This window comes from Xanthomonas bonasiae (assembly GCF_014836395.1).
In the GTDB taxonomy this organism is placed as follows: Bacteria; Pseudomonadota; Gammaproteobacteria; order Xanthomonadales; family Xanthomonadaceae; genus Xanthomonas_A; species Xanthomonas_A bonasiae.
In genome coordinates this window covers 341,626-368,210 of record NZ_JACSQX010000004.1, presented here as the reverse complement: position 1 = coordinate 368,210, position 26,585 = coordinate 341,626, and the positions used below count along the sequence as shown (strand labels likewise).

General features: G+C 68.1%; 23 protein-coding genes and 8 tRNA genes. 20 read left to right on the top strand and 11 right to left on the bottom strand.

From position 1 onward, the window contains the following. The first annotated feature begins 17 nt into the window (after window positions 1–17). The 3 genes from H9658_RS08575 to H9658_RS08565 all read left to right on the top strand — a co-directional run bounded on the left by H9658_RS08575 (window position 18) and on the right by H9658_RS08565 (window position 3,085). Window positions 18–839 carry a ferritin-like domain-containing protein gene (locus tag H9658_RS08575; RefSeq protein WP_179570617.1) on the top strand — a complete coding sequence of 274 codons (822 nt, stop codon included), beginning with the start codon at window positions 18–20 and terminating at the stop codon, window positions 837–839. Window positions 840–1,150: 311 nt separating this feature from the next. Further along, complete coding sequence (locus tag H9658_RS08570) at window positions 1,151–2,395, top strand: zinc-dependent metalloprotease (RefSeq protein WP_179570618.1); 1,245 nt, start codon at window positions 1,151–1,153, stop codon at window positions 2,393–2,395. Between the two features lie 174 nt (window positions 2,396–2,569). After that, window positions 2,570–3,085, top strand: a complete 516-nt coding sequence (locus tag H9658_RS08565) for a hypothetical protein (RefSeq protein ID WP_191825043.1) — start codon at window positions 2,570–2,572, stop codon at window positions 3,083–3,085. A gap of 40 nt (window positions 3,086–3,125) precedes the next feature. On the opposite strand, the gene lpxH is transcribed toward H9658_RS08565, so the two are convergent. The 8 genes from lpxH to H9658_RS08525 form a co-directional block, all read right to left on the bottom strand. Next, window positions 3,126–3,863: a UDP-2,3-diacylglucosamine diphosphatase gene (gene lpxH, locus H9658_RS08560; RefSeq protein ID WP_179570620.1), complete on the bottom strand. Its 738-nt coding sequence runs from the start codon at window positions 3,861–3,863 to the stop codon at window positions 3,126–3,128. 100 nt (window positions 3,864–3,963) lie between these two features. Then, window positions 3,964–4,488, bottom strand: coding sequence for a phosphatase PAP2 family protein (locus tag H9658_RS08555; RefSeq protein WP_191825042.1), 525 nt, complete (start codon window positions 4,486–4,488; stop codon window positions 3,964–3,966). Continuing rightward, window positions 4,472–5,605: a glycosyltransferase family 4 protein gene (locus tag H9658_RS08550; RefSeq protein ID WP_191825041.1), complete on the bottom strand. Its 1,134-nt coding sequence runs from the start codon at window positions 5,603–5,605 to the stop codon at window positions 4,472–4,474. The genes H9658_RS08555 and H9658_RS08550 overlap by 17 nt, the downstream gene beginning before the upstream one ends. A gap of 208 nt (window positions 5,606–5,813) precedes the next feature. Further along, the gene (gene ppx, locus H9658_RS08545) at window positions 5,814–7,337 is read right to left on the bottom strand and encodes an exopolyphosphatase (RefSeq protein WP_179570623.1); all 1,524 of its coding nucleotides are present in this window, start codon (window positions 7,335–7,337) and stop codon (window positions 5,814–5,816) included. Between the two features lie 59 nt (window positions 7,338–7,396). Next, window positions 7,397–9,493 (bottom strand): polyphosphate kinase 1, encoded by a 2,097-nt coding sequence (gene ppk1, locus H9658_RS08540; RefSeq protein ID WP_191825040.1) that lies wholly within the window; start codon window positions 9,491–9,493, stop codon window positions 7,397–7,399. An 11-nt stretch (window positions 9,494–9,504) separates the two neighbouring features. After that, on the bottom strand, window positions 9,505–10,830 hold the full coding sequence (phoR, locus tag H9658_RS08535) for a phosphate regulon sensor histidine kinase PhoR (RefSeq protein ID WP_179570625.1): 1,326 nt from the start codon (window positions 10,828–10,830) through the stop codon (window positions 9,505–9,507). A 67-nt stretch (window positions 10,831–10,897) separates the two neighbouring features. Further along, a complete protein-coding gene (phoB, locus tag H9658_RS08530; protein ID WP_003468516.1) occupies window positions 10,898–11,587 on the bottom strand; it encodes a phosphate regulon transcriptional regulator PhoB in 690 nt (229 codons plus the stop codon). 82 nt (window positions 11,588–11,669) lie between these two features. Then, entirely contained in the window at window positions 11,670–13,313 is a 1,644-nt protein-coding gene (locus tag H9658_RS08525; RefSeq protein ID WP_179570626.1) for a M48 family metalloprotease, read from the bottom strand. A gap of 155 nt (window positions 13,314–13,468) precedes the next feature. Here H9658_RS08525 and grxC point away from each other — a divergent pair, with 155 nt between their 5' ends. From grxC to H9658_RS08510, 3 genes are all read left to right on the top strand, one after another. Continuing rightward, window positions 13,469–13,780 (top strand): glutaredoxin 3, encoded by a 312-nt coding sequence (gene grxC / locus H9658_RS08520; protein WP_179570627.1) that lies wholly within the window; start codon window positions 13,469–13,471, stop codon window positions 13,778–13,780. After that, entirely contained in the window at window positions 13,777–14,190 is a 414-nt protein-coding gene (locus tag H9658_RS08515) for a carboxymuconolactone decarboxylase family protein (RefSeq protein ID WP_191825039.1), read from the top strand. Before grxC ends, H9658_RS08515 begins: the two co-directional genes overlap by 4 nt. A gap of 174 nt (window positions 14,191–14,364) precedes the next feature. Beyond that, window positions 14,365–15,372 (top strand): isocitrate dehydrogenase, encoded by a 1,008-nt coding sequence (locus H9658_RS08510; RefSeq protein WP_179570629.1) that lies wholly within the window; start codon window positions 14,365–14,367, stop codon window positions 15,370–15,372. A gap of 126 nt (window positions 15,373–15,498) precedes the next feature. Here H9658_RS08510 and H9658_RS08505 read toward each other — a convergent pair whose 3' ends face one another. Next, on the bottom strand, window positions 15,499–16,275 hold the full coding sequence (locus H9658_RS08505; protein ID WP_225209829.1) for a Bax inhibitor-1/YccA family protein: 777 nt from the start codon (window positions 16,273–16,275) through the stop codon (window positions 15,499–15,501). A 154-nt stretch (window positions 16,276–16,429) separates the two neighbouring features. Here H9658_RS08505 and H9658_RS08500 point away from each other — a divergent pair. The 4 genes from H9658_RS08500 to H9658_RS08485 all read left to right on the top strand — a co-directional run bounded on the left by H9658_RS08500 (window position 16,430) and on the right by H9658_RS08485 (window position 16,893). Continuing rightward, window positions 16,430–16,506, top strand: a tRNA-Pro gene (locus H9658_RS08500). A gap of 45 nt (window positions 16,507–16,551) precedes the next feature. Beyond that, window positions 16,552–16,628, top strand: a tRNA-Arg gene (locus tag H9658_RS08495). A gap of 36 nt (window positions 16,629–16,664) precedes the next feature. Next, window positions 16,665–16,741, top strand: a tRNA-His gene (locus H9658_RS08490). A 76-nt stretch (window positions 16,742–16,817) separates the two neighbouring features. Beyond that, a tRNA-Lys gene (locus H9658_RS08485) sits at window positions 16,818–16,893 on the top strand. A gap of 99 nt (window positions 16,894–16,992) precedes the next feature. Here H9658_RS08485 and H9658_RS08480 read toward each other — a convergent pair. Both H9658_RS08480 and H9658_RS08475 read right to left on the bottom strand, forming a co-directional pair. Beyond that, window positions 16,993–17,622 carry a S41 family peptidase gene (locus tag H9658_RS08480; protein WP_225209850.1) on the bottom strand — a complete coding sequence of 210 codons (630 nt, stop codon included), beginning with the start codon at window positions 17,620–17,622 and terminating at the stop codon, window positions 16,993–16,995. A gap of 174 nt (window positions 17,623–17,796) precedes the next feature. Continuing rightward, window positions 17,797–18,354 carry a hypothetical protein gene (locus H9658_RS08475; RefSeq protein ID WP_191825037.1) on the bottom strand — a complete coding sequence of 186 codons (558 nt, stop codon included), beginning with the start codon at window positions 18,352–18,354 and terminating at the stop codon, window positions 17,797–17,799. Here H9658_RS08475 and H9658_RS08470 point away from each other — a divergent pair. The 10 genes from H9658_RS08470 (at window position 18,353) to H9658_RS08425 (ending at window position 26,585) form a co-directional block, all read left to right on the top strand. Next, window positions 18,353–19,015, top strand: coding sequence for a winged helix-turn-helix domain-containing protein (locus H9658_RS08470; RefSeq protein ID WP_225209828.1), 663 nt, complete (start codon window positions 18,353–18,355; stop codon window positions 19,013–19,015). The genes H9658_RS08475 and H9658_RS08470 overlap by 2 nt on opposite strands. 268 nt (window positions 19,016–19,283) lie before the next feature. Next, a tRNA-Leu gene (locus H9658_RS08465) sits at window positions 19,284–19,368 on the top strand. A 214-nt stretch (window positions 19,369–19,582) separates the two neighbouring features. After that, the gene (gene tig / locus H9658_RS08460) at window positions 19,583–20,878 is read left to right on the top strand and encodes a trigger factor (protein ID WP_191825036.1); all 1,296 of its coding nucleotides are present in this window, start codon (window positions 19,583–19,585) and stop codon (window positions 20,876–20,878) included. A 136-nt stretch (window positions 20,879–21,014) separates the two neighbouring features. Then, entirely contained in the window at window positions 21,015–21,641 is a 627-nt protein-coding gene (gene clpP / locus H9658_RS08455; RefSeq protein WP_179570633.1) for an ATP-dependent Clp endopeptidase proteolytic subunit ClpP, read from the top strand. A 128-nt stretch (window positions 21,642–21,769) separates the two neighbouring features. Continuing rightward, window positions 21,770–23,056, top strand: a complete 1,287-nt coding sequence (clpX, locus tag H9658_RS08450; RefSeq protein ID WP_003468538.1) for an ATP-dependent Clp protease ATP-binding subunit ClpX — start codon at window positions 21,770–21,772, stop codon at window positions 23,054–23,056. Window positions 23,057–23,231: 175 nt separating this feature from the next. Beyond that, window positions 23,232–25,706: an endopeptidase La gene (lon, locus tag H9658_RS08445; protein ID WP_179570634.1), complete on the top strand. Its 2,475-nt coding sequence runs from the start codon at window positions 23,232–23,234 to the stop codon at window positions 25,704–25,706. Between the two features lie 183 nt (window positions 25,707–25,889). Continuing rightward, window positions 25,890–26,207 (top strand): HU family DNA-binding protein, encoded by a 318-nt coding sequence (locus H9658_RS08440; protein WP_228320647.1) that lies wholly within the window; start codon window positions 25,890–25,892, stop codon window positions 26,205–26,207. 11 nt (window positions 26,208–26,218) lie between these two features. After that, window positions 26,219–26,293, top strand: a tRNA-Val gene (locus H9658_RS08435). 27 nt (window positions 26,294–26,320) lie between these two features. Further along, window positions 26,321–26,397 (top strand) — tRNA-Asp (locus H9658_RS08430). Between the two features lie 117 nt (window positions 26,398–26,514). Next, window positions 26,515–26,585: transfer RNA gene (locus H9658_RS08425), tRNA-Asp, on the top strand.

Genomic DNA, 26,585 nt, shown 5'->3' with positions numbered 1-26,585 from the left:
TGTTGCGTGGCGCACCGATGCACGACGCGCACGCCGGCGGGGATCTGCTGCAAGCGGCGCGGCTGTGCCTGGCCGCCAGCGCGCCCGAGGACAAGGTCGCACTGACCCAGCGCTACGCCGCCGCGTTCGCTGCCGGCGCGCTGCGCGTGCCGGCGGATGCCGCCGAGCCCGAACCGATCCGCATGCCGGGGCGTCCGCCGCGGCCGTTGCTGGTGCATCCGCGCGACCTGCCGCGGCGCGGATTGGGCAGCGCCGAGGGCCGCGCCGCCTTCATCCATGCGATCGCGCACATCGAGCTCAACGCGATCGACCTGGCCTGGGACGCGGTGTACCGCTTCCGCGGCTTGCCCGACGCGTTCTACGCCGACTGGGTGGCGGTGGCCGCCGACGAATCGCGCCATTTCGCGCTGCTGCGCGACCGGCTGCGTGCGCTGGGCCACGACTACGGCGATTTCGCCGCGCACAACGGGCTGTGGGAGATGTGCGAGAAGACCGCGCACGACGGCCTGGCGCGCATGGCCCTGGTGCCGCGCGTGCTGGAGGCGCGCGGGCTGGACGTGACCCCGGGCATGATCGTGAAGCTGCGCGCGCTCGGCGACGCCGCCACGGTCGAGATCCTGGAACTGATCCTGCGCGAGGAAGTGGCGCATGTCGCCGCCGGCTCGCGCTGGTACCGCTGGTATTGCGCGCGCGCCGGCATCGAGCCGCGCGCGCGGTTCGCCGAGCTGCTGCGCGAATACGCCGGCGGCTACCTGCACGGCCCGTTCAACCTGCCGGCGCGGCTGCTGGCCGGTTTCGACGAGGACGAACTGCTCGCCTTGCAACGCCAGGCCGGCTGAGGCGGCGCGCTGCCGCGCGGCGAAGCGGCCGGCGTTACCCGGCAGGCCGGCGCGACGGTTCCCGAACGATCGCCGTTTGGCGTGCGCCGCTGTCCTCTCCATGGCGATGGCCGCGTGCTGTGAGGGCAGCGCATGGATGCCGATCACGGCGCTAACTGGAATGGCCATCTCTGAGTGGATACGCGATCGACTTTGTTGCTTGCGCTGAACGTTGGCTGAGCGGCTAATCGGAATCCCCCGTGCGCTGTGCCCGACGCCTTCTGCGCGAGGGACGACGCTCCGTCTCTTCTCACCACCCCTGGGAGTACGACATGAAGTCGATGTGCTGCCTTACCGCGATGCTTGCCCTGTGTGTCGCCGGTTCCGCTTCCGCGGCCGGAAAACCCCTGTTCCAGAGCAGCCAGTACATTTCCAAGGCCATCCCCGGCGAGCCCGCATTGAGCCGGGTGCTGGCCAATCCGTCCACCGGCGCGGTGCAGAGCGTGCGCGTGGACGCCGCCGCGGTGGACGCCACGCAGGCGCAGCTGGAGCTGGATCTGCTTGGCCAGCGCGTCACCGCCACGCAGACCAGGACCGAACAGCTGGAAGGCGGCAACAGCATCTGGTACGGCAACCTCGGCAACGCCGCCGCGGCCAAGGCGCGCGCGCGCTCCGGCCTGGATCCGCTGAACTCGGCGATCCTGGTGCGCAGCGGCGACACGGTCACCGGCAGCATCCGCAGCAACGGCACGCTGTTCCACCTGCGCCCGATCGCCGGCGGCGGCCACGTGCTGGTCGAGGTCGACGAGAGCCGCATGCCGGCCGAGCATCCGGCCGAGTACGCGCTGCTGCCGACCATCCAGATGCCGCAGGCCGTGGTCGACGACCGCGTCACCGCCGCCGCGGCTTCGTCCGGCTCGCCGGCGACCATCCGCGTGCTGGTGGTGGCCACCAACCAGGCGGTGACCAGCTACGGCGGCAACATGCAGTCGCTGGTGCAGCTGGCGGTCGCCGAGTCCAACCAGGGCTACACCAACAGCAACGTCGGCATCACCATGCAATTGGCCGGCTACCAGACCACCAGTTACACCGAGTCCGGCGACTTCACCACCGACCTGAGCCGCTTCCGCGGCACCAGCGACGGCTACATGGACAGCATCCACACCACGCGCAACAGCGTGGCCGCCGACGTCGGCGTGCTGATCATCGACAACAGCAGCTACTGCGGCCTGGCCTCGGGGATCGGTTCGACCGCCGCCACCGCGTTCGCCGCGGTGTACTGGGATTGCGCCACCGGCTACTACAGCTTCGCGCACGAAATCGGCCATCTGCAGAGCGCGCGCCACGACGTCGCCACCGATTCGAGCACCTCGCCGTACGCCTACGGCCATGGCTATCGCTACGGCAACAGCTGGCGCACGATCATGGCCTACAACTGCCCGGTCAGCTGCCCGCGGCTGAACTACTGGTCCAATCCGAACATTTCCTACGGCGGCGTGCCGATGGGCAATGCCAGCACTGCGGACAACCAGCGCGTGCTGGTCAATACCAAGGCGGCGGTCGCCGCGTTCCGCTGATGTAGCGCGTTCAAGGGGCGCTCCGGTGCAGGCCGCGCCAGGCCTGCGCCGGGGCGTTCCGCTTGCCGATCCTGCAGGCCGGCCGGACGCCGTGGCGTCCGGCTTCGGCTATGCTGAGCGACGACGTGTCCGGCAGCGCCGGGCGCGCACCGCTCATTACTCCTGGAATCGGCGATGGTGTTGAAGAGCATTGGCCTGCCGGCGGCCTTGGCGCTGGCGATGTTGAGCATGGGCTGCGGCCCGGCGGCGGATCCACCGGCCGCACCGCCGCAGGCGCCGGCGACCGCTGCGGCCCCCGCGACCGCACCCGCCACGGGCGATGCGCCTGCGGCGGCGTTCGACGAAACCCGCGCGTTGGACATGCTGGAGACGCGTCTGGCGGCCGACCATGTCTATGCCGATGCGCAGTGCCTGCAATACGCCGCCGAGACCGACGCCGAACCCGCAGCCGCCGACGCCGCTGCCTCGCCGTCGGCGACCACCGAACCCGCCGCCAGCGCCTCCGCCGCGATCGATTTCGCGGTGCGCGAGAAGCACGGCGACGGCTGTCCGGGCGATCCGCAGACCGCACCGGTCAGGGACCGCTACCGGGTCGAACGCTCCGGCGCGATCCTGTGGTACGACGTGGCCGAGGGCGATTTCGTCGGCTATGCGCAACGTGCGCGCGACAACGCCGGCGGCATGCTGTAACCGTCGCGGGTTCCGCGCGCGCGTTTCCTGCCGCTGCCGATTACAGCTGCTGCAGCCGGCAGCCCTGCGCATCCACGCGCAGCACCGAGCCCTGTTCGTACCAGTCGCCGAGCACGATGCGGGTGCAGCTGCGGCCGTTGGCGTCCAGCGCGTGCACGGCGGGGCGGTGGGTATGGCCATGGATCATCCGCGCCACGCCGTAGCGCGCGAAGCTGGCCACGACCTCGTCCGGCGCCACGTCGGTGACGGTTTCGAACTGGGCGCGGTCGCCTTGCTTCATTTCCGCCTGCCGCGCCTGGCTGGCGGCGCGTGCCTGCTGCGCATAGGCGATGCGCGCGGCCAGCGGCTGCGCCAGGAACTGCTGCTGGAACGCCGGGTCGCGGGTCTGCGCGCGGAACGCCTGGTAGGCGGTGTCGTCGGTGCACAGCAGGTCGCCGTGCAGCAGCAGCGTCGGCTCGGCGTACAGATCGATCACGCACGGATCCGGCAGCAGGCGCATGCCGGCGCGGCGCGCATAGTCGGCGCCGAGCAGGAAATCGCGGTTGCCGTGCATGAAGAACACCGGCACCCCGGCGTCGCTCAGCGCGCGCAGCTCCAGCGCCACCGCGTCGGCCGTTTCCGACGGCGTGTCGTCGCCGATCCAGGCCTCGAACAGGTCGCCGAGGATGTACAGCGCCTCGGCACCGCGCGCTTCGCCGCGCAGGAAGTCCAGAAACAGCGCGGTGATCGCCGGCCGGGCCGGATCCAGATGCAGGTCGGAAATGAACAGCGTGGTCATTGCCGCATTGTAATGGAGCCGGAAATGGAGAATGGGGAATCGGGAATGGAAAAGGCGCCGGCTCTTCCCATTCCCTATTTCCGGTTCTCCATTCCCAGCCTCAAACCACCCACAGCGACACCCCGGCCAGCAGCGCGCCGATCGCGGTGGCGGCGAGCACGTCGCTGGGATAGTGCAGGCCCAGCACCACCCGCGACAGCGCCACGCAGGCGATGAAGGGGATCAGCAGCGGCGCCAGCCACGGGTAGTAGGCCAGGGCGACGATGCCGAACGACACCGCATGCAGGGTGTGCCCGGACGGGAAGCTGAACTCGTCCAGCGGCGCCACCCAGGCGCGGATGCGCAGGTCGGCCGCGTACGGGCGCGGGCGCCGGGTCCAGCGCTTCAGGCCCTTGTACAGGCTCAGCGCGACCACGCCGGTGGCGGCCATGTGCGCGGAGGCGAACACGCCGCCCATGCCGTCGCAGACCACCAGCAAGGTCATCAGCGCATACCAGAACACGCCGTCGCCGAGGCGGCTGATCAGCGCGAAGAAGCGCCGCACCGAGCGCCGCCGGCACCAGTGGTTGGCTTGCCGGCACCAGCGGGTTTCGTGCCCGCGCAGAATCTCAAGCCGCGTCGACATGGGTCCTCCTGCTGTAAGCCAGTTCGCCGAGAAGCGCCTCGAAATCGGCCACGACCTGTTCCGGGCGCAGCTGCTGCATCGCCGCGCAGGCGGCCTCGCCCAGTTGCCGGCGCAGGGCGTCGTCGCCGGCCAGGCGTACCGCCGCGGCGACGAAGCCGTCGTCGTCGGCCACCGCCGCGCCGTTGACGCCGTCGCGCAGGTATTCGCGCGCCGCGCCGTAGTCGAAGGCGACCGTGGCCACGCCGCTGGCCATCGCTTCCAGGGTCACGTTGCCGAAGGTCTCGCTGCGGCTGGGGAACAGGAACAGGTCGCCGCTGGCGAAGTGCCGCGCCAGCGCGTCGCCGCGCTGCACGCCGCAGAAGATGAAGTCGGGGTTTTCCTGCGCCAGGCGCTCGCGCATCGGGCCGTCGCCGACCCAGACGAAGCGCGCCTCCGGCCGCACCCGCTGCAGTTGGCGGAACGCGCGCACCGCCAGCGGCAGGTTCTTTTCCGAAGCGATGCGGCCGACGTACAGCGCCGCGCAACCGTCCGCCTCCAGGCCCCACTCGCGGCGCAGTTCCGCGTCGCGGCGCTGCGGTTCGAACTGGCGGTTGTCCACCGCGCGCGCCAGCAGGCGTGCGCGCTCGAAGCCTTGCCCGGCGAGGAAGCCGAGCAGCTCGCGGGTCGGCACCAGGGTGGCGTCGGCCTGGTTGTGGAAGCGCCGCATCCAGCGCAGCGCGGTCGACTGCAGCCAGGCGGCGCCGTACTGGGGCAGGTATTCGTCGAAGCGGGTGTGCAGGCCGGTGGCGATCGGGATGCCCAGGCGCCGTGCGGTGCGCAGCGCCGACCAGCCGAGCGGGCCTTCGGTGGCGATGTAGACCGCGTCCGGCGGCGTGGCCTGCCACAGCCGGGACAGGCGCCGCGGCGCGGGCAGGCCGAACTTCAGGCCGGGGTAGCGCGGCAGCGCCGCGCCGCGCACCAGCAGCGCATCGTCGTCGTGCCGGTCGCCGACCTGGCGCGGGCGCACCACGTCGACCTGATGGCCGAGCGCACGCAATCCCAGTTCCAGCCCCTGCACGGTCAGCGCGACGCCGTTGACCTCAGGGGGGTACGTCTCGGTGACGATCGCGTAGCGCATGCTTCAGGCTCCAGTTTGCCAAAGCTTCGCGCGAGGCGGTGAAGCGAACATGTCCGCCGCATGTAGGAATGATGACGCCGGCCCAGGGCGTTTAGCCGCGCTTTCACCAGCGGCCCCCGATAAGGGCGATGCGGCTCGCAAAAAGCGCTCCAGCAGCCCAGCTTTTACGATTCCCGATTCCCGATTCCCGATTCCCCAATCCCGGCTTTCAGGCCACAAACGGCCGGAAATTGATCCCCAACCCCGCCATGCCCTCGACCTCGCCGATCAGGTCGGCGCGCTGCAGCGGCCGCGATTCGATCCACGGCTGCGACAGGATCAGGTGCAGGTCGTCGCCGCTGGCCTTCAGGTCCAGCGACGGGATCGGCTCGGATTCGTGGGCGCGATGCAGCAGCACCGCCAGCCGCAGCAGCGCGGCCTTGCGCTTGGCGCTGAGCAGCAGGCGGTCGGGCAGGGCGTCGAATGCGGTCTTGGGCACGTTGCGGCGATGGGTGCGCACCAGCGTCGCCAGCACCTGCTGCTCCTGCCGCGAGAAGCCGGCGATGTCGGAGTGCTCGAGCACGTAGGCGCCGTGCACGTGGTACTGGCTGTGCGCGATGGCCTGGCCCAACTCGTGCAGGCGTGCGGCCCAACCGAGCATGCGTTCGTCGTCGGCATCCAGCGCCCAATCGGTGGCGACCTGCGCGAACAGCGCCATCGCGGTGGCTTCCACGCGCGCGGCCTGCGCCTCGTCGATGCCGTAGCGCTGGGTGAGCGCGGCGATCGCGGTCTCGCGCGGATCGTTCTCACCGCCGCGGCCGAGCATGTCGTACAGGATGCCTTCGCGCATGGCCGCCTTGCTGACCATCAGGCGCTGCAGGCCCAGGGCCTGGAACGCGGCTTCCAGCACCAGCACGCCGCCGGCGATGATCGGCCGGCGGTCGGCGGACAGGCCGGGCAGGTCGATGTCCTCGATGCGCTTGGCCAGCAGCAGGCGTTCGCGCAGCAGCGGCAGCGCCTCGGCGGTGATCGCGCCCTTGGTCAGCTTCATCGCCGCGCAGATCTCGCCGATCGCCTTGTGCGTGCCCGACGAACCCAGCGCCTCGTCCCAGCCCAGCGTGCGGTACAGCCCGGCGAACTGCTGGAACTCGGCGCCGATCTCGGTCAGCGCGTCCTTCCATTTCTTCTTCGACAGCTTGCCGCCGGGGAAGAAGCGCCGCGTGCTGGCGATGCAGCCGGCCTGCAGGCTTTCGCGCTCCAGGGTCTGGAAACCGCGGCCGATGATGAATTCGGTGGAGCCGCCGCCGATGTCGATCACCAGCCGGCGCTGGTCCGGCTTGGGCGGCTGCGCATGCGCCACGCCCAGGTAGATCAGGCGCGCTTCCTCGCGGCCGCTGACCACTTCGATCGGATGGCCGAGCGCGGTTTCGCCGGGGATCAGGAACGCCTGCGGCGAGCGCAGCTGGCGCACGGTGTTGGTGGCCAGCGCGCGCACGTGCAGCGACGGCACGTCGCGGATGCGCTGGCCGAAGCGCGCCAGGCATTCCAGCGCGCGCTGCCGCGCTTCGGCCGACAGCCCGCCCTTGTTGTCCAGTCCATCGGCCATGCGCACGGTCTCGCGCAGGCGGTCCACCACCCGCAGCTGCCCGAGCTGATACCGCGCCACGACCATGTGGAAACTGTTGGAACCCAGGTCGATGGCGGCCAGCAGGTCGCCATCGCGCAACGGCGTGTACGGGGAGATGGAAGGCATGGGCGGAATGGTAGCCGATGCACGGCAGGTGCCGTCCATCGGCGCGCAGGTGGCGTGGCTCAGAGCCCGTCGAGCAGGGTCAGCTGCGCCGAATGCGGCGGCTGGTCCTGGCCCGGCGCCAGCTTGCGATAGGCGCCGCTGGCGTCCAGTTCCCACGCATTGAGATTGTCGGCCAGATAGTTCTGCAACACCTCGCGATGGATGCGCTTGACCAGATCCGGATCCAGGATCGGGAAGCAGGTCTCCACGCGCCGCAGCAGGTTGCGCTCCAGCCAGTCGGCGCTGGCGCAGAACAGTTCCGGTGCGCCGTCGTTGCCGAACCAGTAGATGCGGCTGTGCTCGAGGAAGCGGCCGACGATCGAACGCACCCGGATGTTGTCCGACACGCCCGGCACGCCGGGGCGCAGCGTGCATGCGCCGCGGATGATCAGGTCGATCTTCACCCCGGCCTGCGAGGCCGCGTACAGCGCGCGGATCACCTGCGGCTCGTTGAGCGCGTTCATCTTGGCGATGATGCGGCCCGGGCGCCCGGCCAGGGCCAGCTTGGTTTCGCGCTCGATCCGGTGCAGCACGCCCGGGTGCAGGGTGAACGGCGACTGCAGCAGGCGCTTGAGGCGGATCTTCGGCGCCAGCCCGGACAGCTGCTGGAACAGCAGATGCACGTCGTTGCAGATGTCCGCGTCGGCGGTGATCAGGCTCAGGTCGGTGTAGGCGCGCGCGGTGCCGCTGTGGTAGTTGCCGGTGCCCAGATGCACGTAGCGGCGCAGCTTGCGGCCCTCGCGGCGCACGATCAGCAGCATCTTGGCGTGGGTCTTGTAGCCGACCACGCCGTACACCACCTGCACGCCGGCTTCCTGCAGGCGATCGGCCAGGCCCAGGTTGGCTTCCTCGTCGAAGCGCGCGCGCAGCTCGACCACCACGGTCACGTCCTTGCCGTTGCGCGCGGCCAGCACCAGCGCATCGACGATGCCCGAGTCCTTGCCGGTGCGGTACAGGGTCTGCTTGATCGCCAGCACCTGCGGGTCCACCGCGGCCTGCTTGATCAGGTCCAGCACCGCGGTGAACGCGTCGAACGGATGGTGCAGCAGCACGTCGTCGGCGGCGACGATGGCGAAGATGCCGTCGCTGTCGCGCAGCGTGCGCGGATTCATCGGCGGATACTTCAACTCCGGGCGCTGCACCAGATCGTAGACCTGGTTGACCCGGCTCAGATTGACCGGGCCGTTGATGCGGTAGACCGCGTTTTCCGGCAACTCGAAGTTCTGCAGCAGGGTGCGCACGATCGACTTCGGGCAGTCTTCGGCGATCTCCAGGCGCACCGCCGGCCGGTAGCCGCGGTTGACCAGTTCGTCGCGCAGCGCCAGCGCCAGGTTCTCCACTTCCTCCTCGTCCACCACCAGCTCGGAATTGCGGGTCACGCGGAACTGGTAGGAGCCCATCACCTCCATGCCCGGGAACAGTTCGTCGACGAAGGTGGACAGCACCGAGGACAGGAACACGAAGCTCTGTCCGCCTTCGGACAGGCTTTCCGGCAGCTGGATGATGCGCGGCAGCGAGCGCGGCGCGCGCACGATCGCCAGGTGGCCGACGCGGCCGAACGCGTCGGTGCCCTTCAGCACCACCACGATGTTCAGCGACTTGTTGAGGATCTTCGGGAACGGATGCGCCGGGTCCAGGCCCAGCGGCGACAGCACCGGCATGATCTCGTTGCGGAAATAGGCGCGCAGCCAGCGCTTCTGCCGCGCATTCCAGCTGTTGCGGCCGAGCACGCCGATGCCGGCGTCCTTCAGCGCCGGCCGCAGCACTTCGTTCCAGCAGCGGTACTGATGGTCGACCAGCTGCGCGGCACGGTCGTGGATGGTGTTGAGGACCGCGCTCGAACTCAGCCCGTCGGGTGCTGGCGGCAAGCCGAATTCCAGCGCGTGGCGCACGGTGGCGGCGCGGATCTCGAAGAACTCGTCGAGGTTGGTGCAGGAGATGCACAGGAAACGCAGCCGCTCCAGCAGCGGCACGCTCGGATCCTGCGCCTGCGCCAGCACGCGGAAATTGAAATCCAGTTGCGACAGTTCGCGGTTGAGATACAGCGACGGGTCGCGCAGCGGGTCGCTGGGAACGTCCGGTGGTGGCGTGGGCGGCAAAGCGGCGGCGCGTGGCATGGCGGTACTCGTTAGGCGGAGGTCAGGGTGGCATGGTCGTGCCGCGGATGCACGCGCCCGGCGCCGAAGTGGCAGGAAAACGTGCTGCCCTTGCCGACTTCGCTTTCGATGTCCAGCCGCGCCTGGTGCAGGCCCAGCACATGCTTGACGATCGACAGCCCCAGCCCGGTGCCGCCGCTTTCGCGCGAACGGCTGCTGGACACGCGGTAGAAGCGCTCGGTGATGCGCGGCAGGTGGTGCGACGGGATGCCGTAGCCGCTGTCGCGCACCGACAGCACCGCGCCGTCGCCTTCGCGGGCGAAGGTGATGCTGACCGAGCCGCCGGCAGGGGTGTAGCGCACTGCGTTGGTGACCAGGTTGGAGAACGCGCTGTGCAATTCCTTGTTGGATCCGACCAGGTCCAGGTCGGCCTCGTCGTGCACCTCGATGCGGTGCCGGCCCTGGCTATGCGCTTCGGCCTCGCGGCGCAGCGTGGCCAGCATCGGCGCCATCGCGATGCTCTCTTCGTTGGCGTGTTCCTGCGATTCCAGCCGCGACAGGGTCAGCAGGTCTTCGACCAGTTGGGTCATGCGCTGCGACTGCTTGCGCATCTCGGCGATCATCGGCCCGGAATCGGGGAAATCCTCCGGGTCGAGCATGTCCAGGTAGCCGTGCACCACGGTCAGCGGCGTGCGCAGTTCGTGCGAGACGTTGGCGACGAAGTCGCGGCGCACCTGCTCCAGCTGCAGCAGCTTGCTGACGTCGCGCGCGACCAGCAGCCAGTAGTCGTCGGAGTAGGGGATCAGGCGCAGGTTCAGGCGCAGCCGGTCGTCGATCGGCGAGGGCGTGTCGAGCATCGGCTCGGCGTTGCGGCCGCCGGCCAGCCAGTGCGCCAGCGGCATCGGCTGCAGGCGTTCCACCACCGGCACGTTGAGGTCGCCGGGATGGCGCAGGCCGAGCAGGGTGCCGGCGGCTTCGTTGAACCACTGGATGCGCTGGCTGTTGCGGTCCACCACCACCACCGCGTCGGGCAGCGCGGCGGCGGCGGCGCGGTAGGCGCGCAGCATGTCCAGCAGGCGCCGCTTGCGCGTGCGCATTTCCGCCTGGCTGCGGTACAGCAGCCGGTCCAGTTCGTTCCACACGCCGGTGCCGGCCGGCGGTTCCCAGCGCTGGCGCGCGGTCAGCCGGCGCAACACGCGGCGCAGGCGCCAGTAGTGCCAGCCCATCACCGTCAGCGAGGTCAGGGTCAGGGCCATCCACACATGGCCGCCGACCCAGCCGACCAGCACCGCCAGCAACAGCAGTGCGGCGAGGGTGCCGAGGGTCTTGAGCCAGGCGTAACGCATGTGGCGGGGCATCGGGAGCGCGCTCTGTCGCGATGGATCGTATTCGTCGTCCGCCGTTTATAGCAGGCGACGGCGACAGTCAGATGGACGAGGAGAAGCGGTAGCCGGAGCCGCGCACCGTCTGCACCATGTTCTCCACCGCGAACGGCTCCAGGGTCTTGCGCAGCCGGCGGATGTGCACGTCGATGGTGCGCTCCTCGACGTAGACGCTGCCGCCCCACACGTGGTCGAGCAGTTGCGCGCGGCTGTAGACGCGCTCGGGGTGGGTCATGAAGAAGTGCAGCAGGCGGTATTCGGTGGGGCCGATCGGCACCGGCGCATCGCCGGCGAACACCCGGTGCGCGGCGCCATCGATGCGCAGACTGCCGACCGAGACGCTGCCGTCCTCGTCGTCGTCGCGGGTCCGCCGCATCACCGCGCGGATCCGCGCCAGCAGCTCGCGGGCGGAGAACGGCTTGACCACGTAGTCGTCGACGCCGGCTTCCAGGCCGCCGACGCGGTCGTTTTCCTCGCCGCGCGCGGTGAGCATGATGATCGGCACCTCGCGGGTCATCGCATCCTTGCGCCAGCGCCGGGCCAGTTCCAGGCCGCTGGTGCCGGGCAGCATCCAGTCCAGCAGGATCAGGTCGGGGACGCGGTCGGCGATGGAGGTCTGCGCTTCCCGCGCGTCGCCGGCGTGGACCGGTTCGAAGTCGCCCTTGCGCAGGGCGAACGCCACCATGTCGCGGATGGCGGGTTCGTCGTCGACGATCAGGATGCGTTTCTGCACGACGGCACCGTGGGACTGGGAGGAGAGGTCGCCAGTAGACTACGGTTTTATTACTATTCGATGACCGCCGCCACACTGCGTTTCAGCGCTGTTTCACGTCCGGATCCTGGACGCCCTGGCGGCGCAGTTCCAGCACCGTGGGCGTGATCGCGGCAATCCGCGCATCGATGCGTGCGCGCGCCACGTAGTCGAGGTCGTCGCGCTTCTTCAGATTGTTGAGCTGGATCAGCGCCTGCTCGGGGCGTCCGTTCAGGTAGGCGGCCTCGGCGTAGGCTTCGCCGGCGCGGTTGCCGTCGCCGGCCAGTTCGCAGGCGCGGGCGAAAGTGCGCTGGAACACCGGGTCGTCGGCGGCCGCGGCCAGCAGCGGGCGCAGCACCGCCTGCGCGCGCTGCCCGGCGGCACGGCCGCCTTGCTCGTTCAGCGCCGTGGCATAGGTCAACGCCACCGCGCGGTTGCTCGGCAGGCGCTTGAGCAGGGCGTCGAAGCGCTGGTTGGCCTGCTGGCTGCGGCCGTTGCGCGATTCGGCCTCGGCCACCGCCAGGCTCAGCCACCAGCTGTCCGGGTGCGCCTTCAGCAGGTCTTCCAGGGTCTGCATGCCGTCCTGCGGGCTGCCGCCGCCGCGCAGCCGGGCCAGCGCCAGGCCGTAGCGCTGGGCGTCGCTGAGGCCCTGCTTGCTGCCCTGGCGCAGGCCCTCGTATTCGCGCACCGCATCGGCCGGGGTATTGGCGCTGAGCACGCGCAGGCGTTCGCGGGCCCACTCGAACTGGCCGCTGGCGCCGCGCGAATAGGTCTCGAACGGCAGCTGCAGGCGCCCGGGCAGCAACGGGTTGCTGGGCGCGCCCAGCGGCTGGCTCAGCGACACGTCGTTGGGATCGACCCGCTCCTGCAGGGTGCCGCCGGGCACGCTGGTGGTCAGGGTCACCGTGTTCTTCTTCATCTGTTCGGCGCGCTGCCGCGCCTCGCTGATGCGGGTGGTGGTGACCGGGTGGGTCATCAGGTAGTCGGGGGTGCTGTAGCCGCCCTGGTTGCCGCGCATCGCCAGCGACATGCGCTCGAAGAAGCCGGCCATCGCGTCCACGTCGTAACCGCTGCGCGCCAGGGTGCGGATGCCCAGGCGGTCGGCTTCCGATTCGTTGGAACGGGTGTAGTCGATCTGGCGCTGCTGCATCAGCCCCAGGCCGCTGGCGATCGCCGCCTGGGTGGCGTCGCCGCTGGAGCGGCCGCCGGCCTGCTGCGCGGCGACCACCGCGGCGAGCATGCCGAGCAGGATCGGCACCTGGTCGCGTTGCGCCCGCTCCACCCCGCGCAGCACGTGCTGCTGGGTGATATGCGCGATCTCGTGCGACAGCACCGCGGCGACCTCGTCCTCGCGCTCGGCGGTCAGCACCAGCCCGGCGTTGACCGCGACATAGCCGCCCAGGGTGGCGAAGGCGTTGATCTGGCGGTCGCGCAGCATGAAGAACGTGTACTTCTGCTGCGGCTGGTCGCTGTTGGCGCCGAGCCGGGTGCCCATGGTCTGCAGCCAGTCGTCGATCAGCGGATCTTCGAGCACGTAGTCGTAGTTGCGCAGCTCGGCCAGCATCATCTTGCCGTACTCGGCCTGGCGCGCCGGGGTCAGCAGTTCGCCGGCCGAGGAGCCGATGTCCGGCAGCTTGTTCTCCTGCGCCGGCGCGATGGCGGCGGCGGTAGCCAGGGTGATCGCGAAGGCAAGCGGCAGCGGGCGCAAGTGAGGCTCCAGGGCAGGGCGGGGTGCCGCGGCGGCGGCGGGTGAATCCAGGGTGGTTGAACCGGGGTGATCTGCAGTGTTGCGGCAGCGGACTCGAAAATCCACCTGGCCGCTACCATAGTGGCTTGGACCCCATTTCTTGCCCGGAGTTTCCCGTGGACACCCAAGCTACCGATGACGGCCAGGCCGGCGGCCCGCCGATCACCCTGTATTCCACCGCGATCTGCCCGTACTGCGTGGCGGCCAAGAACTTCCTGAAGAGCAAGGGCCGCAGCTGGACCGAGGTGCGCATCGACCTGGACCCGGCCGAGCGCGAGAAGATGGTGGCCCTGGCGCGCCGCACCAGCGTGCCGCAGATCTTCGTCGGCGACACCCATGTCGGCGGCTACGACGACATGATGGCGCTGCACCGCGCCGGCAAGCTGCAGCCGCTGCTCGATGGCCAGGCGCCCGAGGCGCAGGCATGAGTGCAGCGCAGGCGGGCGGCGAGGGCGGTGATGGCCAGGACCGGGTGCGCGCGTTCACCGAGTTTCGCCAGCGCATGAACCAGCGCATCCTGGCCGAGCCGAACCAGGTGGTGCGGCGCTTCTTCGCGCTCGATACCCAGACCTACCAGGCCGGCGCGCTGGACGTGAAGACCAAGGAACTGCTCGGCCTGGTCGCCTCGCTGGTGCTGCGCTGCGACGACTGCATCAGCTACCACGTGGCCCAGTGCAAGGAGGCCGGCGTGCAGCGCGACGAGTTCTTCGAGACCTTCTCGGTGGGTCTGGTGGTCGGTGGCTCGATCGTGATTCCGCACCTGCGCCGGGCAGTGGATTTCCTCGACAAGCTGGAGGAGGGCGCCGCCGCCGCGCCGGCGGAGCACGCGCACGGCTGAGTGGCGCCGGATCCGCCCGGTACGCGCCGCCTGCGGGCGGCGCGCTGCGTTTTGCGCCTGCGCGGTTTGGGAGCCTTCACCGGCTTCGGGCATAATTACCGGTGAAACCTCCTTGCGCCTGCAGCCCGGGCTTCCGGTCGGCGCGTTCCCCCTCTGTACGGAAACCCCAATCCTATGACGCAGACAATCACGGTCATTCGTGGCGATGGCATCGGCCCCGAGATCATGGACGCCACGCTGTTCGTGCTCGACGCGCTGAACGCCGGCCTCACCTACGAATACGCCGACGCCGGCCTGGTCGCCCTGGAGAAGCACGGCGACCTGTTGCCGGCCGCCACCCTGGACTCGATCCGCAAGAACAAGATCGCGCTGAAGAGCCCGCTGACCACGCCGGTCGGCGAAGGCTTCAGCTCGATCAACGTGGCCATGCGCCGCCAGTTCGACCTGTACGCCAACGTGCGTCCGGCCAAGTCGTTCCCGAACACCAAGTCGCGCTTCGGCGCCGGCGTGGACCTGATCACCGTGCGCGAGAACACCGAAGGCGCCTACCTGAGCGAAGGCCAGGAAGTGTCGGCCGACGGCGAGACCGCGGTGTCGATGGCCAAGGTGACCCGCAAGGGCTCCGAGCGCATCGTCCGCTATGCCTTCGACCTGGCGCGGGCGACCGGCCGCAAGAAGGTCACCGCGGTGCACAAGGCCAACATCATCAAGTCCACCTCGGGCCTGTTCCTGAAGGTGGCGCGCGAAGTGGCGGCGAACTACCCGGAGATCGAGTTCCAGGAAATGATCGTCGACAACGCCTGCATGCAGCTGGTGATGCGTCCGGAGCAGTTCGACGTCATCGTCACCACCAACCTGTTCGGCGACATCCTGTCGGACCTGTGCGCCGGCCTGGTCGGCGGCCTGGGTCTGGCGCCGGGCGCCAACATCGGCGTCGACGCGGCGATCTTCGAGGCCGTGCACGGCTCGGCCCCGGACATCGCCGGGCAGGGCAAGGCCAACCCGTGCGCGTTGCTGCTGGGCGCGGCGCAGTTGCTGGACCATGTCGGCCAGCCGCAGAACGCCGAACGCCTGCGCAGCGCCATCGTCGCCACGCTGGAAGCCAAGGACGGGCTGACCCCGGACCTGGGCGGCAGCGGCAACACCATGGGCTTCGCCAAGGCCATCGCCAGCCGCCTCTGAGCCGGCGACGACCGCGGCAACGAAAAAGGGCGCCTTGCGGCGCCCTTTTTCTTGTCCTGAAGCTGGCGGCTCAGAGGATGGGCTTCAACGAATCCCCACTCCCGAATCCCCAATCCCGGCTTCCAATCAATTCCGCGACTGCAACTTCGACAGCAACCGCAGGAACTCGATGTACAGCCACACCAGGGTGACCATCAGCCCGAACGCGCCGTACCACTCCATGTACTTGGGCGCGCCCTGTTCCACGCCGCTCTCGATGAAGTCGAAATCCAGCACCAGGTTCAGCGCCGCCACCACCACCACGAACAGGCTGAACAGGATGCCGACCGTGCCGGACGCGTGGATGTAGGGGATCTGGATGTTGAACAGGCCGAGCACGATGGTCGCCAGGTACACCAGCGCGATGCCGCCAGTGGCCGCCACCACGCCCAGCTTGAAGTTCTCGGTGGCCTTGATCAGCCCGCTGCGGTAGGCGAACAGCAGCGCGAACAGGGTGCCGAAGGTCAGCAGCACCGCCTGCAGCACGATGCCGTTGAAGCGGTGCTCGTACAGTGCCGAGATCGAACCCAGGAAGAAGCCTTCCACCAGCGCGTACAGCGGTGCGGTGATCGGCGCCCAGGTCTTCTTGAACGTGGTGATCAACGCCAGGATGAAGCCGCCGATGGCGCCGCCCAGCACGTAGCCGATGATGCCCGGTGCGATCACTTCGTTGCCGGCGCCATCGATCGAGATCGACTGGCTCCAGGCGAACACCGCGGTCAGCACGGTCAGCAGCAGCAAGGCGCCGGTCTTGTGGATGGTGCCGTTCAGGGTCATCGCCTCGCCGTCGCGCGAAACGACGGCGCCGCTGCCGAGGTCGAGGAAGGTGGATTCCTTCAAGGCGGGGTTGCCGCTGCGGATCATGCTGTTTCTCCCTGTAATGAAGACGATTGGCCCGTATCGGCCGCAAGTGGCGAGCATAGCGCAGGAGTCGGTCACGCGATGTGCCGTTGACACCGGGCCGCGAGCTTCCCACAATAGCCGACCTTTCCGGCCTCGGCCGCGAGGGATGTTCCGCCGGGGTATAGCGCAGTCTGGTAGCGCGCCTGCTTTGGGAGCAGGATGTCGGGGGTTCGAATCCCTCTACCCCGACCAATCCGATGTCCAAACGGCGGAGAGGAATGCGACAATCCGGCCCGGGCGCCCGTAGCTCAACCGGATAGAGCACCGGCCTTCTAAGCCGGCGGTTACAGGTTCGATTCCTGTCGGGCGCGCCACTCCGGCGCCGGACAGGGTGTTGCAAGAGTTCAATGGTGGCTGTAGCTCAGCTGGTTAGAGTACTGGATTGTGATTCCAGATGTCGGGGGTTCGAGTCCCCTCAGCCACCCCATTGATCGCGTGACCCGCCGCTTCGCGGGGTGTTGCAACGAAGCAAAAAAGCGCATAAGATGCGCGACTCAGTTTCAGGGCCGTTAGCTCAGTTGGTAGAGCAGTTGACTCTTAATCAATAGGTCCAAGGTTCGAATCCTTGACGGCCCACCAAATCAAGCAGCCACTTAGCGCAAGCCAAGTGGCTGTTTTTTTATGCGCCGATCGTGCGCGAGCGCATGCCGGCCATGGCGCCGCTGCCGCGCGACGCGGTCAGCGTTGCGCGGCAGCGATCGCCAGCGCCGCGTCCACCATCGCGTCGGGGTGCAGCGGATCGTCGTCGATGCGGATGTCCGGCGTCAGCCATCGCGGCGTGGCTGCGCCCGATGGCCGCACCAGCAGCAGGCGCGGCGCCCACAGGACCAGTCCGGTCTGCGGCAGCGCGATTTTCTGCACGCCGCCGGTCTGCGTGCTCCTGACGCTGGCGCCTTCTCCGATCAGCGTCCCGGCATGGAAATCCTGCATCGCGTTGGCGAACAGCACCGCCGAGGAATAAGTGCCGGGGCCGATCAGGACGTAGACCTTGCCGTCGAAGTGCAGGGGATCGTCGGTGCGCGGAGCGCTCCACGTCTCCACGGTTCCGCTCAGCACCTCGCCCGCCCGTTCGCGTTTCGCGGGGTCGTCGCGAAGCGGTTTCTTGGTGTAGCGCGATGCCCAGCGATAGGGGCGGTCGGCGAGGTAGGGCAGCAGCCCCTGCAGCCACAGCGCATCGTCGCCGCCGCCGTTCTGCCGCACGTCGATGACGAGCGTGCGCGTGCCGCTCGCCTGCATCTGCTGGAACGCGCGATGCGCGAACGCCACGAATGCGGCCGGTTCGGGCCAGGAGAAGGTACGGATGGTCATGACCGCGGAGGCGTCCGGGCGCAGTCCGAACGCGAACTGCCGGTCGAAATCGTCCTCGCCGACCATGATCGCAGGACGCGCGTGGCTTGCAGGTCGGCGCAGCCGCGCCTGCGGCGACCCGGCGAACGTCAGTTCGAACGTCGCGGGCGCGCCATACACCTTCCAGTAGAAGAACTACCAGCGCCGCGACAACAGGTCGGCGCGGAAGCGCGCGCTGTCGCCGTGCACGTGCGCGAGCAGTGCGCGGACGACAGCGCCTGCGGGAACGCCATTGATGGTCGCGACCGGGCTGCCGGAAAGCGCCGTCGCGGTGCCGCCCAGTTCGGAGAGGATCCGCACCCGCGCTTGCGCATCGACCGTGACCTCGAAGGGAAACAGGGCGCCGCCGCCGCGCAGGTGCTGTTCCGTCTCTGCGCGCCAGTCGGCGTAGCCGACGAAAAAATGGCCATCGGCAAGCAGCGGGTTGAGCGTGGAGAAGTCCCGCCAGACCGCATCGCGGTCCAGCCCGGTCGAGGCCCGCTGCCGCAAGGCAGCGATGGCAAGCTGGAGCTGGGCCGGATCGACCGAATGCGACGGATCCGGGTGGGTCGCTGCGATCCCCGCCTGCAGCGCGTCGAGGTCGGCATGGATCTGCTGCGTGCTGTAGCGTTCGGCCGCCTTGGCCGTTGGCGCCAGTGCCGACGCCACGGCAAGGAAGAAAAGGAATGCATGGAACGGTTGCGGCCTTCGCATGAAGATCCCCCGGAAATGTTTTGAAAAAATACCATATAATTTCAACATGACAAAAAACGCCAAGCAGCTGTTCGACGCCACCGCGATCCGGGATCCGGCGCATATCCGTCTGTTGGCGTCCCCGGTGCGCCAGGAGCTCGTGGACACGCTGGCCTCGTTGGGGGGAATGGCGACCGTCGCCGAGTTGTCCGAGCAGTTGGGGCGGCCGGCGGATGGGCTCTACTACCATCTGCAGTTGCTCGCGGAGGGCGGCCTCGTGCAGGAAGGCGAGGGCGCCGCAGGGGAGCGGGTCTTCCGCTTGGCGGGCGCTGCAGGCGTGCCGCTGCGTCTGTCCTACGACCTGGCCAGCGACGAGGCGTCCGCGGCCCTGGCCGCCTACGCCAAGGGGCTGGCGCAGGTCGCCGAGCGCGATTTCCTGGCCGCCTTGAAACAGCGCAATGTCGAGGTCGACGGCCCCGGCCGGCAACTGTGGGCGGCGCGCAACAAGGGCTGGCTCAACCAGGCGGAACTGGCCGAGGCCAATGCGCTGCTGGAGCGGCTATGCGACCTGCTGAGCCGCCCGCGCGATCCGTCGCGCGATCGGCCGATGTCGCTGGCGTTCGTGCTGGCGCCAGCGGCGGTGCGGGGGCGGCGCAGAGCGCCCAAGGGCGGCCGGGGCTGAAACAGGCTGCGCTTTGCGTCGTCAGCAGGGGGATGGCCGAACCCGGGGTGGCGCTCTGCGCATGGCGGGTCATTGGCGGCTCCGACCCGCGAATTTGCTTCATAAGTCATTGATCGCCCGTCCGGGCGGCATCGGTTTTCGATCGTTGCGCGCAAGCGTCGGCTCCTCGGCGGTGGATCGAGCGGAGCGGCATCGGCTCCGACGGATGCCTTTTTCTTTGCCGGCAGGCCTGCAACAATGCGCAGGCGAGCGCTTCCGGCGCCGCAGCGCGAAAGTGGCGGAATTGGTAGACGCCCTGGTTTTAGGTACCAGTGCCGCAAGGCGTAGGGGTTCGAGTCCCCTCTTTCGCACCATCCCGGCGCCGCTTGCGCGGCCCGCCGCGCCCCTGCCCCCCGTCCGCACCCCCGCCGCGCCAGGCCTGCAGCGGCGCCGGCCGACCGGGTGCGCTGGCAGGCACCGCGGGAATAGGCGAAACTATCCGGCTGCGGCGGCCGTCCCGTGCCCGCGTCAACCCGTATTTTTCTACATCGTGCCGAGAGCCGTGGGCTCCCGGTGGCAGGAGTCCACATGCAAGCTTCGATCGAAACCACCGGTACCTTGGAACGGCGTCTGACCTTCACCCTGCCGGAGGAGCGCCTGGAGACCCATATCGGCGGCCGCCTGCGCGAAGTCGCGCGCACCGCGCGGATCAAGGGCTTCCGTCCCGGCAAGATCCCGCCGAAGGTGATCGAGCAGCGCTTCGGGCCGCAGATCCGCGCCGAGGCGCTGGACGGTCTGCTGCGCGAGACCTTCGACTCGGCGGTGCGCGAGCACGAACTGCGCCTGGCCGGCAACCCGCGCATCGACCGCGCCGGCGACAACGAACTGCAGTTCGTGGCCACCTTCGAAGTGGTGCCGGAGTTCGGCGACATCGACGTGGCCAAGCTGGAAGTGATCCGCCATACCGCCGAGGTCACCGACGCCGACATCGAGCAGATGATCGAGAACCTGCGCCTGCAGCGCCGCACCTGGCAGCCCGCCGGGCGTCCGGCGCAGGACGGCGACCTGGTCACCCTGGAAACCTGGTCGCAGGCCGGCGACGAGCGCCTGCCCGCCGAGGGCGTGGAGAAGGGCAGCAGCGTGATCGGCTCGGGCGTCATGTTCCCGGCGATCGAGCAGGGCCTGGTCGGCCTGTCCAAGGACGAGGAAAAGACCCTGACGGTCGATTTCCCGGCCGACTGGCGCGTGCCGCAATTCGCCGGCAAGCAGGTCCAGGTGCACGTGAAGGCGGTCGAAGTCGCCGCGCCGGTGCTGCCGGAGGTGGACAAGGAGTTCATCAAGAGCTTCGGCGTGAAGAGCGGCGATGCCGAGCAGTTCCGCAAGGACATCCGCATCAACCTGGAGCGCGAGCTCAAGGGCGCGCTGATGAACCGGCTGCGCCGCGAGGTCGGCGAGCAGCTGATCGCCGCCTACGCGTCGGTGGAAATGCCGCCGCGGCTGGTCGAGAACGAGGCGCGTTCGATGCTGGCGCAGCAGGTGGAACAGATGCGCCGCTCCGGCCGCGACCCGGGCCAGGTGCCGGACGACGCTCACCAGGGCTTCGTGGACGCGGCGCGCAAGCGCGTGCTGGTCGGCCTGCTGGTCGGCGAGGTCGCCCGCCGCAACGAGCTGCGCCTGGACCCCAAGCGGGTCTCGGAAACCCTGCGCCTGATCGCCTCGACCTACGAAGAGCCGGAACAGGTCATTGAGATGTACCGCAACGATCCCCAATTGATGGGGGGACTGCAGAGCCGTGTGATGGAAGAGCAGGTGATCGACTGGATCGCCGAGCGCGCCAAGCACACCGAGCAGGCGATGACGTTCCAGGAAGCGATCCGCCAGTAAGGCGCCGCTTCGCGGCGGCCCGCATATTGCATGCGGGTTGGAGACGCAATCCAAGCCCTCGCAGCCGTGGGGGCGCGACAAGATGCGAAGCCCTGCACATCCCCGTGCAGGGACGACACAGAGCAGGAGTTCCCGCGTGGACAATGTGACCAAGGCCTTGAATCTGGTTCCGATGGTGGTCGAGCAGACCAGTCGCGGCGAGCGTGCCTACGACATCTATTCGCGCCTGCTGAAGGAGCGGCTGATCTTCCTGGTCGGTCCGATCGACGACCACATGGCCAACGTGATCGTGGCGCAGATGCTGTTCCTGGAAGCGGACAACCCGGAAAAGGACATCAGCATCTACATCAACTCGCCGGGCGGCGTGGTCACCGCCGGCATGGCGATCTACGACACCATGCAGTACATCAAGCCGGACGTGAGCACCATCTGCGTCGGCCAGGCCGCCTCGATGGGCGCGCTGCTGCTGGCGTCGGGCGCGGCCGGCAAGCGCTATGCGCTGCCGAACTCGCGGGTGATGATCCACCAGCCGCTGGGCGGCTTCCAGGGCCAGGCCACCGATATCGACATCCACGCGCGCGAGATCCTGACCCTGCGCTCGCGGCTGAACGAAATCCTGGCCAAGCACACCGGCCAGTCGCTGGAAACCATCGCCCGCGATACCGAGCGCGACAACTTCAAGAGCGCCGTCGACGCGCAGACCTACGGGCTGGTCGACCAGGTGCTGGAGCGCCGTCCGGAAGAGTCGATCCAGCCGGCATAAGGCTTGCATGTACTGCAAAACGCAGCGTATTCCGCAGGGCCGGGGTCGGGCTAGCGTCCTCCCGGCCCTGTGTTATTCTCGAAATCGAACCCCCGTTCATCGGGTGGGGTAACTGGGTAAGCGAAGCAATGAGCGAAGACCGGCAAGGCCGTTCCGGCGACAGCAACAAGATTCTGTACTGCTCGTTCTGCGGCAAGAGTCAACACGAGGTCCGTAAGCTGATCGCCGGGCCGAGCGTGTTCATCTGCGACGAATGCGTCGAGCTGTGCAACGACATCATCCGCGAGGAGCTCGAGGAGAAGGCGCAGTCCGCACGCAGCAGCCTGCCCAAGCCCAAGGAAATTCTCGAGGTGCTGGACCAGTACGTGATCGGGCAGCTGCGCGCCAAGCGCACGCTCGCCGTGGCCGTGTACAACCACTACAAGCGCATCGAGAGCCGGCAGAAGAACGACGAAGTCGAGCTGGCGAAGTCCAACATCCTGCTGGTCGGTCCGACCGGTTCGGGCAAGACGCTGCTGGCCGAAACGCTGGCGCGCCTGCTCAACGTGCCGTTCACGATCGCCGATGCGACCACGCTGACCGAAGCCGGCTATGTCGGCGAGGACGTGGAGAACATCATCCAGAAGCTGCTGCAGAAGTGCGACTACGACGTCGACAAGGCGCAGCAGGGCATCGTCTACATCGACGAAATCGACAAGATCTCGCGCAAGAGCGAGAACCCGTCGATCACCCGCGACGTGTCCGGCGAAGGCGTGCAGCAGGCGCTGCTGAAGCTGATCGAAGGCACCGTGGCGTCGGTGCCGCCGCAGGGCGGGCGCAAGCATCCGCAGCAGGAATTCCTGCAGGTGGACACCAAGAACATCCTGTTCATCTGCGGCGGCGCGTTCGCCGGCCTGGACAAGGTGATCCAGCAGCGCTCCAACGACGTCGGCGGCATCGGTTTCGGCGCCAAGGTGAAGAGTTCCGAGCGCAAGCGCGAAGTCGGCAAGATCCTGGCCGAAGTGGAGCCGGAAGACCTGATCAAGTTCGGCCTGATCCCCGAGTTCGTCGGCCGCCTGCCGGTGGTCGCCACGCTCGAGGAACTGGACGAGCCGGCGCTGATCCGGATCCTGACCGAGCCGAAGAACGCGATCACCAAGCAGTTCAAGAAGCTGTTCGAGATGGAAGGCGTGGAGCTGGAATTCCGGCCCGACGCGCTGCTGGCCATCGCCAAGAAGGCGCTCAAGCGCAAGACCGGTGCGCGCGGCCTGCGCACCATCGTCGAGTCGGTGCTGCTGGATACGATGTACGAGCTGCCGTCGCAGGAAAACGTCAGCAAGGTGGTGGTGGACGAGTCGGTGATCGAGCACAAGTCCGAGCCGTACCTGATCTACCAGACCCCGCCGCCGGCGCCGAAGGTGGCCTCGGCCGAGTGAGTGCCGGGTGAAGCCGCGGCGCTGTCCTGCCGCGGCCGTCGCGACTGGCTAAACGCTTGAAAGAAAAGGGTCTTTTTCGCTGCCCTTGCATCATCCAGCCGATGGCCCCATAACGGGGCCATCGGCATTTTTATGCCCGCCTTTCCGCATTCCCGCACCCCACATCGGAACCCTCATGGCCCAGTCCAAATCCGAAGTCCTCGACCTGCCGGTCCTGCCGTTGCGCGACGTCGTGGTCTTCCCGCACATGGTCATCCCGCTGTTCGTCGGCCGCGACAAATCGATGCGCGCGCTCGAGCACGCGATGGAGGCCGACAAGCGCATCCTGCTGGTCGCGCAGAAGTCCGCCGAGACCGACGATCCGGTGGCGGCCGACCTGTACAACGTCGGCACCCTGGCGCAGGTGCTGCAATTGCTGAAGCTGCCCGACGGCACCATCAAGGTGCTGGTCGAGGGGCTGTCGCGGGTCAGCGTCGACAAGGTGGTCGAGCGCGACGGCGCGCTGCAGGGCGAAGGCAGCGAGATCGATGCCGCCGAGTCGCGCGAGGAGCGCGAGGTCGAGGCGATCGCGCGTTCGCTGATGTCGCTGTTCGAGCAGTACGTCAAGACCAACCGCAAGCTGCCGCCGGAGCTGCTGCAGACGCTGTCGGGCATCGACGAGCCGGGCCGCCTGGCCGACACCATCGCCGCGCACATCGGCGTGCGCCTGGCCGACAAGCAGCGCCTGCTGGAAACCCTGGAAGTGGGCGAGCGGCTGGAGATGCTGGTCGGTCTGGTCGACGGCGAGATCGACGTGCAGCAGCTGGAGAAGCGCATCCGCGGCCGGGTCAAGTCGCAGATGGAGAAGAGCCAGCGCGAGTACTACCTCAACGAGCAGATGAAGGCGATCCAGAAGGAACTGGGCGATCTGGACGACGCGCCCGGCGAGCTGGAAGAACTGGCGCGCAAGATCGCCGAGGCGGGCATGCCCAAGCCGGTGGAAACCAAGGCCAAGGCCGAGCTCAACAAGCTCAAGCAGATGTCGCCGATGTCGGCCGAGGCCGCGGTCGTGCGCAACTATCTCGACTGGCTGCTGGGCGTGCCGTGGAAGAAGCGCAGCAAGGTGCGCAAGGACCTGAAGGTCGCGCAGGAAACGCTGGACGCCGACCACTACGGCCTGGAGAAGGTCAAGGACCGCATCCTGGAATATCTGGCGGTGCAGTCGCGGGTGAAGCAGATGAAGGGCCCGATCCTGTGCCTGGTCGGTCCGCCCGGCGTCGGCAAGACCTCGCTCGGCCAGTCCATCGCCAAGGCGACCAACCGCAAGTTCGTGCGCATGTCGCTGGGCGGCGTGCGCGACGAGGCGGAGATCCGTGGGCATCGGCGCACCTACGTCGGCTCGATGCCGGGCCGCATCGTGCAGAACCTCAACAAGGTCAGCAGCAAGAATCCGCTGTTCGTGCTCGACGAGATCGACAAGATGTCGATGGACTTCCGCGGCGATCCGTCCTCGGCGTTGCTGGAAGTGCTCGATCCCGAGCAGAACAACGCCTTCAACGACCACTACCTGGAAGTGGACCTGGACCTGTCCGAAGTGATGTTCGTGGCGACCTCCAACTCGCTGAACATCCCCGGCCCGCTGCTCGACCGCATGGAGGTGATCCGCATCCCCGGCTACACCGAGGACGAGAAGCTCGCCATCGCCATGCGCTACCTGGTGCCCAAGCAGCTGAAGGCCAACGGCCTGAAGGGCGATGAGCTGGAGATCGCCGCCGACGCGATCCGCGACATCGTGCGCTACTACACGCGCGAATCCGGCGTGCGCAACCTCGAGCGCGAAGTCGCCAAGATCTGCCGCAAGGTGGTCAAGGAAATCGCGCTGGCCGGTCCGCAGCCGGCGGTGGCCAAGAAGGCGCCGGCGAAGAAGGGCGCGGCGGTGCGCAAGGACAAGGCGCGGGTCAGCGTCGGCTCCAAGAACCTGGACAAGTACCTGGGCGTGCGCCGCTTCGATTTCGGCCGCGCCGAGGAGCAGAACGAAGTCGGCCTGGTCACCGGCCTGGCCTGGACCGAAGTCGGCGGCGACCTGCTGCAGATCGAATCGACCCTGGTCCCGGGCAAGGGCGCGGTGATCCTGACCGGCCAGCTCGGCGACGTGATGAAGGAATCCGCCTCGGCGGCGCTGTCGGTGGTGCGTTCGCGCGCCGAGCGGCTCGGCATCGAGGTCGACTTCCTGCAGAAGCACGACGTGCATCTGCACGTGCCCGATGGCGCCACGCCGAAGGACGGCCCCAGCGCCGGCATCGCGATGGTGACCTCGCTGGTGTCGATGCTGACCAAGGTGCCGGTCAAGGCCGATGTGGCGATGACCGGCGAGATCACCTTGCGCGGCCGCGTCTCGGCGATCGGCGGACTCAAGGAGAAGCTGCTGGCGGCGCTGCGCGGCGGCATCCACACGGTGATCATCCCGGAGGAGAACCGCAAGGACCTGGCCGACATTCCGGAGAACGTCACCCGCGACCTGAAGATCGTGCCGGTCAAGTGGATCGACGAAGTGCTCGACCTGGCGCTGGAGACGCCGCTGAAGCCGAAGGTCGCGGCCGCCGCCGAGGGCGAGCCGGTGCGGCGCAAGCCCAAGCCGAAAGCATCCTCGAACGCCCGCGTCAAGCACTGAAGGGCGCTGAACCGCGCCCGCCCAAGTGGCTCAAACCCGCGCCGTTGCTGGCTTTTCGGCTTGCGCGGGTGGGAGGCCGCTGGTATAAATGCACGACTTGCGAGCACTGCGAACGCGCGTGCTTGGTAGTGAAAAAATCAATCGGGGCCTCGTCGCAGACGAGGCAGGCCACGCCGACACCCGATCCTCAATTCCGCGGTTTTCTGCCGCACATGGAGTCATCAAGAAATGAATAAAGCCGAACTGAACGACGCTATCGCCGCCGCTGCGGATATCTCCAAGGCCGAAGCCGGTCGCGCCGTCGACGCCTTCGTGTCCGAAGTCACCAAGGCGCTCAAGAAGGGCGACAGCGTGACCCTCGTTGGCTTCGGCACCTTCCAGGTGCGCGACCGTGCCGAGCGCACCGGCCGCAACCCGAAGACCGGCGACTCGATCAAGATCGCCGCGTCGAAGAATCCGACCTTCAAGGCTGGCAAAGCGCTGAAGGATGCCGTAAACTAATCGACTCGCTAGGGTGCTTAGCTCAGCGGTAGAGCGTCTCCTTTACACGGAGAGGGTCGGGGGTTCGAAACCCTCAGCACCCACCAGAGCACCGAGCGACAAGTTTCAAAAGCGGAGTGGTAGTTCAGTCGGTTAGAATGCTGGCCTGTCACGCCGGAGGTCGCGGGTTCGAGTCCCGTCCACTCCGCCAGTTGCACCGAAGCCCCTGAGAAATCGGGGGTTTCGTTTCTCGAAGCATCCGCCGCGCCCTGCGCTGCGCAGATGCCGCAGAGATTGCGGGCCTCGTGCCTGCCTCCGTTCAAAAAGCGGAGTGGTAGTTCAGTCGGTTAGAATGCTGGCCTGTCACGCCGGAGGTCGCGGGTTCGAGTCCCGTCCACT